The sequence below is a fragment of the Vibrio sp. G-C-1 genome, assembly GCF_021728015.1.
Classification (GTDB): domain Bacteria; phylum Pseudomonadota; class Gammaproteobacteria; order Enterobacterales; family Vibrionaceae; genus Vibrio; species Vibrio splendidus.
Map to the genome: position 1 here is coordinate 186,488 of NZ_JAKKCR010000004.1, position 16,642 is coordinate 203,129.

The window sequence follows — 16,642 nt, forward strand, 5'->3', positions numbered from 1 at the left end:
TTAAACGTAACTCGTTAAGTTCCACTAATACAGTCAAGTTCCACTGATACATGAGCAAACCAAGCTCGGTATTTATAAATCACTCAAAAAATAAAGCACACTTTCCTCGTGCTTAATGTCCCGATTTCGTATCAAAATCAAAAAAGCAAACGTTAAACTTGCTATCATCCACTCAAAATTATTTGAGTGTCCTTAACATCTATTGAGGACACAGCTGAGCGCTCACTCTAGAGCAAAAATTCTATAATTGACTCATATTCTATAAATAACTAGTTGGAGAAAGGCGTTGAACTGGAGAAGGTTAACCCAAGTAAAAAATGTGCCGCCATCTCAGGCGTCTTTGGCACTTGGTGTTATTGGACTAGGACAAGCTTGGGCATTATATCTGCCTGGGGTTGGTGAGATCATTCGCCCTTACCTTGCTGCATTTGGCGCACTGTTATTGCTACCCGTTTTACTTCGTTATCTCACCAGCTTTAATACTTTCATCAATGACATTCGTCATCCGCTTAGTGGAAGCTTGATGGCACCAATGAGCATGGCGTTATTGATTCTATGCGACTATTTAGCCGAAATCTCTCCAGTCATTGCTTACCCAGTCTGGTTCTGCGCGTTGTTATTGCATTTTACCATGATGGTGTTGTTCTTTAGTTTCCAGATCATCAACTTTAAAATGTCGAACATTGTACCGAGTTGGTTTCTGTATCCGGTGGGGTTAATCAGCAGTTCCTTAGCAGGCTCACAATTTGGGCACACCGTTTTTTCAGAAACACTTGCGGCCACTTGTATCGGTATCTATTTCCTAATGCTGCCAGTGGTGTTGTACCGCTTGGTATTCGAAGGAAACCTGCCACGCCGAGCAAGACCAACCTTAGCCATCATGGCAGCACCTGTGAACCTGTCTTTAGCGGCTTACTTGGTTAACTTCGACAACCCAGACCCGATTCTAACAGGCGCGTTGGCTGGCATTGCTATCACCATGACGCTACTGATCTACTTGTGTTACATACGATTGATGCGTCTGAAATTCCAACCTTCAATTGCTGCCGTCACTTTCCCTTCCGTGATCAGCGCTATTGCCATGCATCGTCTAACTACGTTTTTCGGCGCGGAATACCCGCAATGGTATTGGCTGCACAAGTTTGGTTTCTTCGAGTTAACCATCGCGACCATCCTAGTAATTTGGGTTGCAGGTGGATACGTGAAAATGTACTGGCCTGAGTTTTTTGATACTGACTACATGTCTAAAAAGGTCAAACGTTCTTGACCGAAGCTAGAAGAGCTTAGTTTGCTCGACCGAATTCTCCAATATTCGATATCTCAGACAGAAGAACCAAACCAAAAAAGGCCTCACAATGTGAGGCCTTTGAATAGGCAAGGTGTTAATAGTTCAGGCGAGTGTTAATAGAACTGGCGAGAGCTATTAGAAGTTAGCGTGAGGGCCAAATACTTCGTAGTGTACGCGTGAGCGATCGACTTTAAGTGCGTCTAACTGCTCTACGATGTTCTTCATGAAACCAACAGGTCCACAGATGTAGAAATCGCTCTCTTCAAAGCCTTTAGTATCGGAGATAGACGCTAGATCCATTTGGCCTTGATGCGTGTTTTCACATGCAGATTCGTCTTTGTTCATGTACCACGTTTTCGCTTCCCAACCTTTGTCAGCAACAATATCTTTAACACGAGTCGTGAAAGAGTGTTGGCCTACGTTTTCACAAGCGTGAAGGTAAAGAACCGGTTCGTTTTTCTGCTCGTTGTTCAAGAACTCAAGCATAGACTGCATTGGCGTTACACCAACACCTGCAGAGATGAGCGTTACTGGCTTGCTGCGCTCTTGATACATAAAGTCACCTGCTGGTGCGTATAGGCTAACTTCATCGCCGATAGCAACGGTATCGTGCATGTGGTTAGAAACAACACCTTGCGTTTCTTGACCTTGGCCTTCACGCTTCACAGAGATACGGTAGTATTTTCCGTTCGGCTTATCTGACAGTGAATACTGACGAATTTCGCTGTATTGTGCGCCTTCAGGTTTCACTTCAATACCGATATATTGACCTGGTGTGTAATCCAAAACCTCACCGCCATCTTTTGGCTGTAAGATGAAGCTTGTTACGAGTGCTGACTCTTCGATCTTTTCTGCGATTACAAACGCACGTGCTGCTTCCCAACCACCAACAGCCTGCTTGCGCTGTAGATAAAGTTCAGCTTCACGGTCGATGAATACTTGCGCTAAGAATAGGTAAGCGGCAGTCCATGCTTCTTCTACTTCTGGAGTAAATGCCTCAGTAGCTAATTCACGCAATGTTTCAATCAGGTGCAAACCAACAATTTGGTAGTGCTCTGGTTGAATGTTAAAGCTTGTGTGTTTCTGTGCAATACGTTCAACCGCGGTGGTTAACGCTGCTAGGTTTTCAATGTTTTTAGCATAAGCCGCGATAGCTTCAAACAGTGCCACACCTTGGCGACCTGTTCTTTGGTGAGTCATATTGAAGATATCTTTCAATTCAGGGTTATGCGTGAACATACGTTGATAGAAGTGTTGAGTTAAAGCAGGGCCTGCGCTTTCTAAAAGAGGAATCGTCGATTTGATGATGTTGATATGTAGATTGTTTAGCATTGATTTACTCCGAACACTTAGTCTTTTGACCACTTGAGTCAAATTGACTAGTTTTATTTAAAGATGACTTTATACCAATTCATTCTCAATGAGCTCTCTGGCTACATTTTTTATGAGAATCACGTGGACTGATAAATGGGCATTAATTGATTCAAATCAACTATAGGTCACTTATTCAGTCATATAGACAACACGTAATGGACACATTGCACAAACGGTGCCAACATGCGAAAGCTTGCTGTGTCTGGCATCCTTTCAAAAATCCACTTCAAACTTTAGTCAAAAAGACCTTTTTTTTGTGTCATAAAGACTCTACCATGTATAAAAATACAAATAGTATGAGCCCTTTATGCAAGATATCTCAGCATCCACTCTCATGGAAATGACCATTGGTTTAGCCAGCGGTGTGAACGATCAAGACCGTTTTAATCGCCTAATCGATGCCATTCGTAAAACCATAACGTGTGATTGCGTCGCGCTTTTAAGCCTTCAAGGCGACACGCTAGTACCCATCGCAATGCAAGGGCTCAGTCGAGATACATTCGGTCGCCGCTTTATCATTTCGGAACACCCTCGCTTTGATGAGATTTGCGCATCACGTTCTCCTGTTCGTTTTGATGCTGATAGCTCATTGCCTGATCCTTTCGATGGCTTACTGATAGACCACGACGGCGATTTACCAATGCATGCCTGCATGGGTTTACCTCTGCTGTTTGGTGACAAATTGTTAGGAGTGCTAACCCTAGACAGCCTAAAACCTGATGTCTTCGCGAATATTCCAGCTCGTAACCTAGAAGTTCTCGCTGCTATTGCGGCTTCAACCATGCAGATGGCGATGACTTTCTCGCAACTTGAGCATCAAGCAAAACAGTCAAAGCAATTACTGGAAGAGTTGAACGTAGAAGCGTGGGAACGTGACGGCGGCGAGTTGATTGGTAACAGTGACACCATGGTCGCGCTTAAGAACGACATCGCGGTTGTAGCACCGTCTGAGTTTAATATTCTGATTCATGGTGATACTGGTGTTGGTAAAGAGCTCGTTGCTCGTACCCTGCACCACCAATCACAACGTAAGCGTAATCCGCTGGTCTACGTGAACTGTGCTGCTATTCCTGAGAACTTGGTTGAGAGTGAACTATTTGGTCACGTTCGTGGCGCATTTACTGGCGCAGACAAAAACCGCTTAGGTAAGTTTGCTCTAGCCGATGGCGGCACACTGTTCTTAGATGAAATTGGTGAATTGCCTTTGGCAGCACAAAGTAAGTTACTGCGTGCGCTGCAAAACAACGAAATCCAACCGGTAGGCCAAGACAACATCCAAACCATTGATGTTCGTGTTCTGGCTGCAACCAACCGAGACTTAAAGCAAGAAGTTGAAGACGGACGATTCAGAGCCGACTTGTATCACCGACTTAGTGTGTACCCTATCGCGGTACCTGCATTGAAAGAGCGTGGTGACGACATCAGCTTATTAGCTGGTTTCTTCCTAGAACAAGCGCGCCGTAAGCTTGGTATAAACCAAGTTAAGTTCCGTTCTGATGTTCTGGTATTCCTAAACCGTTACGGTTGGCCAGGTAACGTTCGTGAGCTTGAACACGTTATCAGCCGTTCAGCACTGAAAGCATTGGCTCGCAGCACTAACAAAAACCTCGTGACAATCACTAAAGAAGATTGTGGTCCACTCGACCAAGATCAACCGATTGCGACGACACAGGTAAAAAACACACCATTATCAACACCAACGATCGACCTATCCGCTGGTTTACGTGGCGCGACGGACGATTTTCAACGCAGCATCATTACTGAAGTGTTGGAAGATGCCAACTTTAACTGGGCGCAAGCAGGACGAGTTCTGAAAACAGACCGAGCAAATCTGACTCGACTGTCTAAGCGTTTAGGGCTAAATGTGGCTAAGTCTCACACGATCGAACGGACAAAATAGATATTAGCGGTTTGTTGCGAGCATCTAGCAAAACTTGTGTATATAATGCTGCAAATTGTAACGCTAATTTTAAATATGTAGAGAGAGTTATGAAGTTTATCCGTTGGTTCTTAGGTCGTGTCATCTTGTTATTGAATTTTGTATTCAGCCCACGTGGTGTGAAGCGCTCTCAAGAAGATCAAAGCAAAGTGAATGAGCAAGCAAAGACGCACACGTTATACCAATTCGAAGCATGTCCATTTTGTGTAAAAGTGCGACGCTCGATGAAACGTCAGTCTGTTCAATTTGAACTTCGTGATGCAAAGAACAATGATCAACACCGTGCAGAGCTTGAAGCTGGTGGCGGTCGCGTTAAAGTGCCTTGCCTACGTATCGAAAAAGACGGCAAAACTGAGTGGATGTACGAATCTTCAGATATCGTGACTTACTTAGAAAAGCAATTCGCATAAGCTAACCTGCGAAACGAAAGTCAGATACAAAAAATCCCTCAAATATGAGGGATTTTTTATGTCTATTATTTAGAACTCGTCGCTTTCAATTTAGGGAAGAAAGCTCAAATGACTACTTCGACACAATCAGCATCAATTCTACACGGCGATTACACGCCTTGCCTTGCGGCGACGCGTTAGTACAAGCCGGAACGTATTCGCCAAAGCCGCGAGTGTAAATAGCACGACTCGAAACATAGTTACTTTCCAAGCGCGCTTTCACTTCTTTTGCACGTAGCTCAGAAAGCGGATCATTAACACGATCACTGCCCGTATTATCAGTATGGCCCTCAATCACCACATCAATATCTTGGCGTTGAGAAAGGTAACTGCCTAAAGTATCCAGCCATTGATTGTAGGCTGGCTCAGGGAATGCCGAACCCGTTTTAAAGTTCACGTGCTGTTCCAGCTTTACCATCACATGGTTGCCCGGCAGTACTTCAAAATCGATACGGTTTTGTCTTAAAAAAACTTCCAGTGGGTCATTAGTCGAGACACCACGTCCATAGTTGGTAGTGATGGTTTTTTGTTGATGAGTGCTGTTCTGGACTGAGTAACTGCGATTGCTCGCTACAGATGTCGTTTGAACCACACCCCATTCAGGATGCATAAGGTCGTAATCGGTTTGCGGCGCAGTTTCTAGCAGATCGTCACCTAACATACCCGTTGGTAACGTCGTTTCACACCCTGCCAAAGCTATGCTTAACATTATCGCTAAATATCTCATTACTTCACCAACCACTCATGCAGATAAACCATTCACTAATGTCTATATCGGCATCGAGAGAAAAACTTTAGACAAAAACTTTATACGAAAAAAAAGTACATCCAAAAAAGTGCTTTTGATCACAGTTAACCGTCAACTAGCCTGTCATCACCCGCTAGTTCGAACTGTTTGCATTTATTTACCTTATAATTGTTTTCCAATTCGTACTAAATAGTTAGAATCTCACGACTTCTCAACGCTAGAGCAAACATTATGTTTAAACCATTTACTAAATTCATCACAGCACTCGCTGCCGTACTTGTTATTGCGGGCTGTAGTGAAGCAAACGAGCCACAGAAAGGCGCTCAATACGAAGTACTTCCTACTGCTCTAACTGAATTTAACCTGTCTCCGATCACTGAAATCTTCTCTTTAAACTGTGGTCACTGCCGTCAAATGGAAAGTGCAATTCCAGAAATTGAATCACTAACTGATCAAACTATTGGCAAGATGCACGTAACGTTCAACGAAAGCGCTGAAATCAGTGCAATGATTTACTACACAGCCGTGATGCAACTTGACGCAACGCCTGACCACGCGTTCATGGACGACCTATTTGGTGCCGTTCAAATGGGTGCAGATGCAACGCCAGAACAGCGTCAACAAGCACTAGAGGCAGCATTTACTTCTCGTGATTTGTTTAGTCCATACCAACTGAATAAAGAACAGCAAGTCGCTTTGTTTGATTACGTTACGAAAGCACAAGAGATCTCAGTAAAAGGTCAAATCAGCTCAGTACCTACCTTCATCATCAATGGTAAATACCAAGTACTCACAGCCGGTCACCAAGACCTTGCTGGCATCGCAAAAACGATCAACTACCTTTTGACTCAACCCTAATCACGGCTTTAGCCAATTGATTAACACATTCTGTATTAACTGCGAAATTCTGCATTAACTGTCAAACTATGCATTAACTATGAAATACAGCATTAACTATAAATAGGTTTTACTATGTCTAAATTTATCATCCCGGTCATTGTCTTTATTTTGGCTGGCTTCATGATCTACCGCACTTGGATGAATCATAAATCTGGCGAAGAAAATATCGAGCAAGGCCAACAGTTCCTTGTCGAAAACGGCGCTAAAGAAGGGGTTGTTACGACTGAAAGCGGTCTTCAATACCTAGTTCTTGAAGAAGGTACAGGCACAGAGCACCCAACTAAGAACAGCAAAGTAACGGTTCACTACCACGGTACACTTATCGACGGCACTGTTTTCGACAGCTCTGTTGAGCGCGGCGAGCCAATCTCATTTGCTCTTAAGCAAGTAATCAAAGGCTGGCAAGAAGGTTTGACTTACATGGTTGAAGGCCAAAAAGTTCGCCTGTTTATCCCGAGCCAATTGGCTTACGGTAAAGGCGGTTCAGGCCCTATCCCACCATCATCAACTCTGATTTTTGATGTTGAGTTAATCTCTATCAAATAACCGATAGTGACTGATATAAGCCCCAACATACGAGCTATGTTGGGGCTTTTTTATATGTGAGCGTTTGAATAGTTGAAGCCACTTTTGCAACGACTGAATATACCGTCAAAAACCGGTCACTAGACGACTGGTCTAATTTAATTTATAGTACTGCCCATGAACGAAAAAACGAATGACACACGCCTGCATGTTTTAGATGTTGGCTACCAATTAATAGTGAACAACGGCTTTAACGGCGTTGGCTTATCGCAATTGCTTAAAGAAGCGGACGTGCCGAAAGGGTCGTTTTACCACTACTTTAAATCGAAAGAGCAATTTGGCGAGGCTCTGATCCAGCACTATTTTGAGACCTACATCAACAGAGTTGAAACTATTTTGGTTCATGGTGAAGGCAACCATTACCAGAGAATTATCAGTTATTTCACTCGATGGTCACAGATTGAAAACGGTACCTGTAACGCTCATAAATGCTTAGTAGTTAAGCTCAGCGCCGAAGTTTCTGATCTTTCTGATCCTATGCGTCAAGCCTTACTAAAAGGGGCTGAAAAAGTGACCTCTACGATACAACACTGTGTTGCTGGTGGTATTGAAGATGGCTCCATTAAAGTTGAAGACAGCCAAGAAACCGCTCAAAATCTATATTCTATGTGGTTGGGCGCAAGTTTGTTGAGCAAACTAAGCCAGAGCTCAAGCAGCTTAGAATCAGCTTTAAACCTAACCCAACAGATTTTAAAAGGTAAAAACTAACCACGTACTGTGTTTAGTCTTTATTAACGACAGATAACCCGCCCTCTTATCAATTTGATGACGGCGGGATTTTTAGATAACAAGACTAGACGACTGGTCTAATTCATAATGAACATAATATAAAATTAAGGATATCCAATGACTCAACAAGACAATCGCCGCATCGTATTGGCTTCTCGCCCAATTGGCGCACCGACTCAAGATAACTTCCGTTTAGAGTCAGTAGCCGCACCAACAATTAAAGACGGCGAGATGTTACTTCGCTCAGTTTATCTTTCTCTAGACCCATACATGCGTGGTCGTATGAGCGATGCTAAATCTTACGCAGACCCAGTTGCGATTGATGAAGTGATGGTTGGTGCAACCGTATGTCAGGTTGAAGAATCAAACCACGCTGATTACGAAGTTGGCGAATGGGTACTGGCTTACACAGGTTGGCAAGATCTTGGTGTGTCTAACGGTGAAGGCTTAATCAAACTAGGTAAAGAGCCAACACACCCTTCTTACGCACTGGGCATCATGGGTATGCCTGGCTTTACAGCTTACATGGGTTTGCTTGATATCGGCCAACCTAAACAAGGCGACACGCTAGTCGTTGCGGCGGCAACAGGTGCAGTAGGCGCAACCGTTGGACAAATCGGCAAACTAAAAGGCTGTCGTGTTATCGGCGTTGCTGGTGGTCAAGAGAAGTGTCAGTACGCGAAAGACGTGCTTGGCTTTGACGAATGTATCGACCACAAAGCTGACGACTTCGCGGAGCAACTGGCTAAAGCATGTGACAACGGCATCGACGTTTATTTTGAAAACGTTGGCGGCAAGGTTTTCGATGCCGTAATGCCATTGCTTAACACCGGTGCTCGTATTCCTGTATGTGGCCTTATCTCTCAATACAATGCGACATCACTGCCTGAAGGCCCGGATCGCATGTCTAGCCTTATGGGTACGCTGCTGGTCAAGCGTATTAAGATGCAAGGCTTCATTATCTTTGATGACTACGCGCACCGTTATAACGAGTTTTCTGTTCAAATGACAGAATGGTTGTCTCAAGGCAAGATGCACTATCGTGAGCACTTAATTGAAGGTCTAGACGAAGCGCCACAAGCATTCATGGGTCTATTAGAAGGCCAAAACTTCGGTAAGCTTGTTATCAAAACAAACGAAGCTAAATAAATTCAAAAACTGAACCCGTTAGTTAACTAGGTAGAATCATGATTACTTTGCATCACCTGAATAAATCACGCTCAAAGCGCATCATCTGGCTGTTGGAAGAGCTTGGGGTAGATTACCAGATCAAGCCATACCAACGAGACAGTGTCACTTTTCTTGCGCCACCAGAGCTTAAGTCCGTTCACCCATTGGGTAAATCTCCTGTCATTGAAGACGATGGCATCGTGATCACTGAATCAGGCGCTATCACGGAATACCTAATCGACAAATACGGTCAGGGTAAGTTCGCACCAACACGCGGCACAGCTGACTACGTAGAATATTCACAGTGGCTACATTTTGCTGAGAGTTCAGGTATTTTGCCGATGCTGCTTAAAATCTTTGTGATGAAAGACGGTTGCGAGACTAATTTCCTTGGCGGCTACGCTGACGATGAAAACCAAAAGATCTTAACTTACGTGAATAATGCACTTGAAGGTAAAACCTACTTAGTTGCAGACACACTAACAGGTGCCGACTTTATGATGTCGTTCATCGTAGAAATCGTTGGTAACTTTGGTGCAACTGCGCTTTACCCTAACATTGCTAAATACGGTAAGCTTTTGGCTGACCACCCTGCTTACCAAAAAGCAGAGCAAGTAGAGCTAGAACACTCGAACTGATCGAGTTTCAATCAAGCTTGGACGCGCTTAGGATAAGCACAAGCAACTAAATGAAGCCAAAGCCGATTTATCTTTCGCTTTGGCTTCTCATTTGCCTTCATTTCGACAACAATACCGAACTCTAACTGAACAGCCATAGAGTTTGATCTTCATGTCAGCAAACCTTGCTCAATACACACCACTGCACGCTTTAAACCAATCAGGGAACCAAGATTTATCGCTACCCACTCGGTTTACGTTTCCGTATTACTATACCTCGCACCCTACGTGTGAATTAGCTATGCTGCAGCTTCAACAGTCACTCATCGACTGTGGTGTGAATGAAACATCGCAAGGCAACCTCTATGCCGTGCTTCTTGTTCAGGATCCAATAACTCAAGAGCTAGGCTACCTTTCTGCATTTTCAGGTTTGCAGTTAGATCCGTCTTTGACCTCTCAGTTAAACAACATTAACTTTGTTCCACCAGCCTTCGATTCAGAACAGTTTCAATCTCACAATAGTGCAAACCTCGCTCGCCAATCACAACTAGCGGATGACATTAAGAAGCTACAACAATCGCACAACCTAGACGTATTAGTGACTGAGCTTGAAGAGTTAACAGTTGAATCAGCACAGGCTATCGACGCCTTTCAGTTGGCGATGACCGCGAATAAAGCTCAACGTAGCGAACTCAGAGAGCAAGCCAATCAAGAAAAGGCATTGGGGAATCTAGAGTCAGCGGCGAATTTGCTCAAACAACTGGGCAATCAAAGTAGCCAAGAGAAACGCGACCTAAAAGCGCTTCGTATCGAATGGAAACAAAAGATCGCAGAACGCCAATCACAAGTTGATTTGATCGAAAGCGAACTGAAAAACCGTAAGCAAGACCACCAAGCCATTTCAGAACAGTTGGAAACTCAACGTCTCTCTCACTATCGCTTTATCAATCAAGCTCTCGAATCAAAGAGCCTACTTGAATTGTTAGATGGCAAAGACGCTCTTGAAGGCTCTGGCGACTGTTGCCTGCCCAAGCTGCTTAACTTTGCTTTTGAACACGGGTTTAAGCCATTAGCTTTGTCTGAGTTTTGGTGGGGATTACCTCCAACAGCTGTCATTCGCCAACACGGAAACCTCTACCCGGTTTGTCAGAGTAAAAGCTTTGAGATCCTCGACCACCAGCTAAACGGCATCGAGCTAGAAGATAACCCCCTTATCGTGAACCCTGCGGTTGGTAAGTCTTTTGATATTGTTTATGAAGACGACGAGATCGTGGTGGTGAATAAACCCGAGGAGTTCTTGTCGGTTCCTGGTAAGTTTATCGAAGACTCGGTTTATACACGCATTAAAGCGCATTACCCGAATGCGACAGGGCCTTTGATCATCCATAGATTAGACATGTCGACGTCAGGCTTGTTGATCTTGGCGCTGACGGCGGAGTCAAACAAGCACATTCAGAAGCAATTCATTGATAGAACCGTCGAGAAACGATACACAGCTCTGTTAGATGGTCAAATCGACGGTAAATCTGGCGATATCAGCTTGCCTTTGCGCGGTGACATCACAGACAGACCAAGACAACTGGTTTGCCATGAACATGGACGTAACGCTGAAACTCATTGGGAAGCGATTGGTACCAGCAATGGTAAAACCAAGGTTCATCTGTATCCGAAAACAGGCCGTACCCATCAGCTGCGTGTGCATTGTGCTCATCCATTAGGCCTTGGTGTACCGATTCGTGGTGACGACTTATACGGATACAAACGCGAACGCTTGCACCTACACGCGGGTTACCTAAAGTTGATTCACCCAACAACCGGTGAATGGATGGAATTTGAAGTGCCTTCTGAGTTTTAAGCTGTTCTTATCGTGCTAAAACTATTAGCGCGATAAAACGATTACCACGATGAAACTATTACCGCGATAAAGTTTTTGTCCCATTAAAACTTTTTCTCGTTAAAGCTCTTATTCCACTTAAGTTATTGTTTCATTAAACTTTTTATCTCATTAAACGCATCAGGGTTCTAAATCTGCTTGAGATATAGAACCCTGAAGTTTAATTTTTTTATGTGCTTATCACAGGCCGGTAGCGTACTTTCGTTACTAACTTCAATGTTGCAGACGCCTAACCCATAACATCAGTGCGTTGTTCCACACATTCGTACGAGCCCATTTCGAACTCACGGCAGATCCATGGTCGGTTTTCGTAAATAGTACACATCAGTGTTTCTCTATCTACCGCAGAGCACCAACCGTCATCTAATCTCAGCATGGTTTCGCCGCCCCACTCGTCATAAGCAATATGCTCTTCAGGAACGCCGGTATCTGTGATGATCATAACCTCTAAACGACAACAGCATGCCTGACAATTGGCACAAGTTACTTCAGGTTCGGTTACGTTCTTTATCTCTATGGTCATAAGTGACTACACTGCTAAATTTTGCGTATAGTAATCGAAACCGTCCGCTACGGCTAATAAAGAAAGTAGATGACGGTGTTTTCATGGATGTAGAAATAACAATGGGCGTTGTGATTTGCTCACAACGCCCATTAAGTTTTCTCGTTTTAGCTGAATAACGACCCTATTTAGAATAGGCTCGCGAAAAACAACTTAACGTAATCCATCAGACGTTTGAATATTCCACCTTGTTCAACAGCCTCTAGCGCAATCAATGGCTGAGTTTGCACATCTTCACCATCGACTGTGTAATGAACCACACCTAATGTTTGACCTTCTGCAATCGGTGCCTTCAACTCAGAATCAAGTTCAATCGATGCCGTTAACTTTTTACTGTCTGACTTAGGCAGTGTGATAAACGTGTCTTCTGCAACACCCAGCTTCAATGTATCTTTAGCACCAAACCATACCTTTTCTTCAGCGACTTCATCTCCACCTTGATGTGGGTTTAGAGTATCGAAGAAGCGGAAGCCATAGCTCAACAACTGTTTGCTGTCTGACTCACGGCTCTTAACGCTTGATGCGCCCATAACAACCGCGATAAGTCTCATCTCACCTTGTGTCGCCGAACTCGCTAAACTGTAGCCAGCGCCAGAGGTGTAGCCCGTTTTCATGCCATCAACGGTTAAACTTCTATCACGCAACAAGCCATTACGGTTGTGTTGTGTGATGCCGTTGTAACTGAACGAACGTTCGCTGTATAAGCCATAAACATCCGGTAAATCACGAATAATGGCACGACCGAGCAGCGCGATATCATAAGGAGTCGAATAGAGATCGTCAGCGTCTAAGCCATGCGCGTTAGCAAAATGAGTGTTTTCTAATTTCAGAGACGTAGCCCAAGAGTTCATAAGATCCACAAATGCATCTTGTGAGCCCGCAACGTGTTCCGCAATCGCAACACTCGCATCGTTACCTGATTGAATAATCAAGCCGCGGTAAAGGTCCATCATTGCTACATCGGTGTTCACTTCGATGAACATTTTTGAAGAGTCAGGGAAGTTCTTCGCCCACGCGTTCTCGCTGATTCGTACCTGATCGTCAGCAGAGATGTTGCCTCGCTTCATCTCTTGCCCAGCCACATAGCTGGTCATTAGTTTAGTCAAACTCGCTGGGTTTAACTTAGTGTGTGCGTTTTTTTCTACCAGCACATCACCAGAATTAAAATCAATTAACACATACCCTTTTGCGCCTAGGCTAGGTGGGCTTGGTACTATAGAAGGTGCTGCGATAGCTGCATTACTTACCATCGCTGCGTTACTTACAATGAATATACTTAATAGAGGGAGAGAGTATTTGGAAAACAGTTTCATTGAATCAAACCTAAGTTAACGTTTTGAGCAGTATAGACAAATGCTAGCAAAAGAAGCGCGAACTTTACGTTGCTTTACGTATTTGTACCATTCGTTACAAATAAAAAAGTATAATCTGCGATCTGACCATATTTCCAACAACTAATATTGACTCAACGAATGCATCCAACGTCTAATTCTATCGCTCAGGCATGCGTCTAAATAACATTTCAACAAAGCCAGTAATACGCTGTTTGCTCTCGCTTGGCTCTAAATCAGGTTGAATGCCAGACTGTGCTAATGCTTGCCATTGTACGACCTGAGAGTTAGGTACGAAAAAAGCAATGTACAGCGATCCTTTCTCGGCGACCTTTCCGTCACCATCATAAAATGGCACCCCTGTTGAAAGCTTAATCGCATCGAAAATCGAGTCATCATTTAACTCTGATTCTTCGGCCAATCCAAAACCGACAACAACATCACCAACTGCACCATTTTGATTCAGTTGATAACCTTTCGTAGCGAGTTGATCTTCAATCGCATCACGCACTAGATCGGTTACTACGGTCTCATCGTATTTTTGAGAAAGGTAAATCTGCTCTGATTCAGGGTGCCACGAGTACGTCGTCACTCCGTGTTCCATGAACTCAAAATCACCACTGGTGACCACACCATAATTGTGCGTTGGCGGCATTTCTTGTGTGGTACATGCTGTCAGTCCAATCGCTATCAAAGCCAATAACGCTGCTTTTTTTATGCCTTTTGTTGCACAAATGGATCGTTTTATCATTCGCGGCTTCCTTACCTATATAAGAATAAATATCAATTAACCTCCCAACATAAATAGTAATTATGTTAATAGAAAGGTCATTAAACGTTTGCGTAATCGCTAACCTTCACTTCTGCCCGTTTTGGGGGTTTAATCGAAAAACAGAGTTGGTATAGTCTACCTCGTTAAACATAACCAGACCATTCGAGGCACGGAGCTTCCTCAATCATCTCATGAAGAGAAGAATTGGTACCGACAAAGTATCGGCAAATTTAAGAGGGTCAAACAATGGAATTCAATATGGTTGAAATTTTAGGTTACGCGGCATCTATTATGGTCGCAATTTCATTAACAATGAAAGATATCGTTCGTCTGCGTGTCCTTAACTTTATTGGCTGTACTCTCTTTACAGCATACGGCGTTATGATTGACGCATGGCCAGTGGTCGCGACCAACGGTTTCATCGCTTGTGTAAACATCTACTTCCTTGCAAAAATGCAAAAGGAAAAAAAAACGGAAGCGATGAAAGCAGCGAAAGCTTAAATTAGCGATTAGCATTTCAAATATTTCTGAAAAAGCCCAAATAGAGCGATCTATTTGGGCTTTTTTGTGTTTGTCGTTCTCAAGAGCATGATTTCCAATCTTCCAACCTTGAAGATATCGATTCTTTCAACTGATCACATATAAGCAACGCGATATTCGTTCTTTTGATACGTCTGAGTGTTGTTACGTCCTCTCTCTTTTGCTTGATAAAGCGCTTTGTCAGCTTTATCGATCGCTGTTTCAATATCAGTGAGCGCTCGATCGTGACAACAGCCAGCACTGATTGTGACAGGTGACACCAAACCTTGCAGTTGCTCTACACTTCGTCTGAGTTCCTCAGACAATTCGAATAACTCACGCTCATCACAATCAAACGTCACCAAAATAAACTCTTCACCGCCATAGCGTGCAATCAAGCGACGACGATTAACAAATCTCTTTAGCGATTTTGCGACCTCACAGATAACTCTATCGCCTTGAGCATGACCATATTGATCGTTCACTCGTTTGAAATGGTCAATATCAAGCAAAATGACACCGACATTTGTTAGCGGATAAGGCGACCTTTGAGCAATTTTCAGCTTTAACTGCTCGATAAAACTTCGCCGGCTAGGAAGACCAGTGAGGTAATCGAGGCTCGCAACATCCAAGATTTTGAGATGACGATGCCGCAGGTAAAGCACCAACACGATGATAATGCTCAATAGACTCACGACCAAAGCCATCAAACTAATGAACAGCAAACTATGATTTCTATTGAGCTCCTGCTCTAAAATACCGGCGGAAATGACCCAATTCAGATAGGGGTAAAACTTATAAAAGACGTTTTTGTTGGTCGTACCATTGTCACTGGAAATTGAATAGCTAAAGTGACCTTCTGGCTGGGTTGCGATTCGATCAATGAGCAGTTCGGACGAGTAGCCTATCAAGGCTTTCAATGACTTGTGTTCATAATCAGGATGAAGCACTAAGTTACCCTGAAGATCAATAATGTACACATATCCGCTATCACCGAACGCGTACTTTCTCAGCTTATCTTTTAAGCCTTCAAGATCGACCAAATACATCAATTCTTCTTTATAGGTCGTCGCGACCAAAGTATTGCCACTCGGTAGCCTCATCGAATAAGCGACTTTAGCTCTGCGGCTTATCTCATGAGGATTAGCGTGAAAGTACTCGATCATACCAGAGTCAATAGTGAGCTGTTTTTGGATATGAGTAAGATGCCCGCGCTTCTTACCTTGCAAGAATGGATGATAGAGATGGACGCCTTGTGGTGACATCAAATAGATATAACCGGATTGTCCAATGTGCAATTCACGGGCAATTTGGCTTACCTGTTCAACTTCTTGTTCTGGTGTGGTATGCCATACATGAGACGCAACGGTATCCGTAATTCCTTTAAGATATGTCTTTATCGCCTCATTAACTGTTGTGTCGACAATATCGTAACTCGCATTCACAATCGTTCGAAAAAATAGCTGGTTTGATTCCAACAGTGACCTTTCAGTTCGGTTAAATTGAAAGGCCGAAAGAATCATCGACACAATGGCGAGCGCAATAGAAAAACTAAGAATGTATTTACGTCTGACTTTCAAGATTACCCCATAGATTTATAATTTTAGGTAACGCTGTGACTTCTCTTATATACAGGCTGTTTTATATCATGGTTTTATTTTTTACTGAACGAGTGTCGATATTTTTAAGGGTTTCTATACGCAATCTGTGACTTAAAGCAAAAACGCCGAACTGGATTCAGTTCGGCGTTTTAATTTTACGTTGA

General features: G+C 43.5%; 16 protein-coding genes. 10 read left to right on the forward strand and 6 right to left on the reverse strand.

Features of this window, described 5'->3' with window-relative positions:
- Positions 1-319: 319 nt before the first annotated feature.
- Positions 320-1,267, forward strand: coding sequence for a TDT family transporter (locus L3V36_RS08175; protein ID WP_004731381.1), 948 nt, complete (start codon positions 320-322; stop codon positions 1,265-1,267).
- Between the two features lie 156 nt (positions 1,268-1,423).
- Here the strand turns inward: L3V36_RS08175 and hmpA are convergent, their stop codons facing one another.
- Positions 1,424-2,620 (reverse strand): NO-inducible flavohemoprotein, encoded by a 1,197-nt coding sequence (gene hmpA, locus L3V36_RS08180; RefSeq protein ID WP_102447757.1) that lies wholly within the window; start codon positions 2,618-2,620, stop codon positions 1,424-1,426.
- Between the two features lie 349 nt (positions 2,621-2,969).
- Here hmpA and norR point away from each other — a divergent pair, with 349 nt between their 5' ends.
- Together norR and L3V36_RS08190 are read left to right on the forward strand one after the other, a co-directional pair.
- The gene (gene norR, locus L3V36_RS08185) at positions 2,970-4,562 is read left to right on the forward strand and encodes a nitric oxide reductase transcriptional regulator NorR (protein ID WP_004731373.1); all 1,593 of its coding nucleotides are present in this window, start codon (positions 2,970-2,972) and stop codon (positions 4,560-4,562) included.
- A gap of 89 nt (positions 4,563-4,651) precedes the next feature.
- Positions 4,652-5,011, forward strand: coding sequence for a glutaredoxin (locus L3V36_RS08190; RefSeq protein WP_208775330.1), 360 nt, complete (start codon positions 4,652-4,654; stop codon positions 5,009-5,011).
- 112 nt (positions 5,012-5,123) lie between these two features.
- Here L3V36_RS08190 and L3V36_RS08195 read toward each other — a convergent pair whose 3' ends face one another.
- Positions 5,124-5,759, reverse strand: coding sequence for an OmpA family protein (locus L3V36_RS08195; RefSeq protein ID WP_029222001.1), 636 nt, complete (start codon positions 5,757-5,759; stop codon positions 5,124-5,126).
- Positions 5,760-6,029: 270 nt separating this feature from the next.
- Between L3V36_RS08195 and L3V36_RS08200 the strand changes: the two genes are divergently transcribed.
- From L3V36_RS08200 to L3V36_RS08225, 6 genes are all read left to right on the forward strand, one after another.
- Positions 6,030-6,656, forward strand: coding sequence for a thioredoxin domain-containing protein (locus L3V36_RS08200; protein ID WP_102503683.1), 627 nt, complete (start codon positions 6,030-6,032; stop codon positions 6,654-6,656).
- A 114-nt stretch (positions 6,657-6,770) separates the two neighbouring features.
- A complete protein-coding gene (locus L3V36_RS08205) occupies positions 6,771-7,244 on the forward strand; it encodes an FKBP-type peptidyl-prolyl cis-trans isomerase (protein WP_004731366.1) in 474 nt (157 codons plus the stop codon).
- A 156-nt stretch (positions 7,245-7,400) separates the two neighbouring features.
- Complete coding sequence (locus L3V36_RS08210) at positions 7,401-7,991, forward strand: TetR/AcrR family transcriptional regulator (protein WP_102503684.1); 591 nt, start codon at positions 7,401-7,403, stop codon at positions 7,989-7,991.
- Positions 7,992-8,129: 138 nt separating this feature from the next.
- On the forward strand, positions 8,130-9,161 hold the full coding sequence (locus L3V36_RS08215; protein WP_208775328.1) for an NADP-dependent oxidoreductase: 1,032 nt from the start codon (positions 8,130-8,132) through the stop codon (positions 9,159-9,161).
- A gap of 38 nt (positions 9,162-9,199) precedes the next feature.
- Positions 9,200-9,820 (forward strand): glutathione S-transferase, encoded by a 621-nt coding sequence (locus L3V36_RS08220; RefSeq protein ID WP_004731417.1) that lies wholly within the window; start codon positions 9,200-9,202, stop codon positions 9,818-9,820.
- 151 nt (positions 9,821-9,971) lie between these two features.
- The gene (locus L3V36_RS08225) at positions 9,972-11,654 is read left to right on the forward strand and encodes an RluA family pseudouridine synthase (RefSeq protein WP_208775327.1); all 1,683 of its coding nucleotides are present in this window, start codon (positions 9,972-9,974) and stop codon (positions 11,652-11,654) included.
- Between the two features lie 268 nt (positions 11,655-11,922).
- On the opposite strand, the gene L3V36_RS08230 is transcribed toward L3V36_RS08225, so the two are convergent.
- From L3V36_RS08230 to L3V36_RS08240, 3 genes are all read right to left on the reverse strand, one after another.
- On the reverse strand, positions 11,923-12,216 hold the full coding sequence (locus L3V36_RS08230; protein ID WP_017076090.1) for a YkgJ family cysteine cluster protein: 294 nt from the start codon (positions 12,214-12,216) through the stop codon (positions 11,923-11,925).
- A gap of 167 nt (positions 12,217-12,383) precedes the next feature.
- Positions 12,384-13,568, reverse strand: a complete 1,185-nt coding sequence (locus L3V36_RS08235) for a D-alanyl-D-alanine carboxypeptidase family protein (RefSeq protein WP_017088884.1) — start codon at positions 13,566-13,568, stop codon at positions 12,384-12,386.
- A gap of 178 nt (positions 13,569-13,746) precedes the next feature.
- On the reverse strand, positions 13,747-14,337 hold the full coding sequence (locus L3V36_RS08240) for a DUF4136 domain-containing protein (RefSeq protein WP_017081524.1): 591 nt from the start codon (positions 14,335-14,337) through the stop codon (positions 13,747-13,749).
- Positions 14,338-14,604: 267 nt separating this feature from the next.
- Here L3V36_RS08240 and L3V36_RS08245 point away from each other — a divergent pair, with 267 nt between their 5' ends.
- On the forward strand, positions 14,605-14,859 hold the full coding sequence (locus L3V36_RS08245) for a YgjV family protein (protein WP_010430226.1): 255 nt from the start codon (positions 14,605-14,607) through the stop codon (positions 14,857-14,859).
- Between the two features lie 134 nt (positions 14,860-14,993).
- On the opposite strand, the gene L3V36_RS08250 is transcribed toward L3V36_RS08245, so the two are convergent.
- Complete coding sequence (locus L3V36_RS08250; protein WP_208775325.1) at positions 14,994-16,457, reverse strand: sensor domain-containing diguanylate cyclase; 1,464 nt, start codon at positions 16,455-16,457, stop codon at positions 14,994-14,996.
- Positions 16,458-16,642 lie beyond the last annotated feature (185 nt).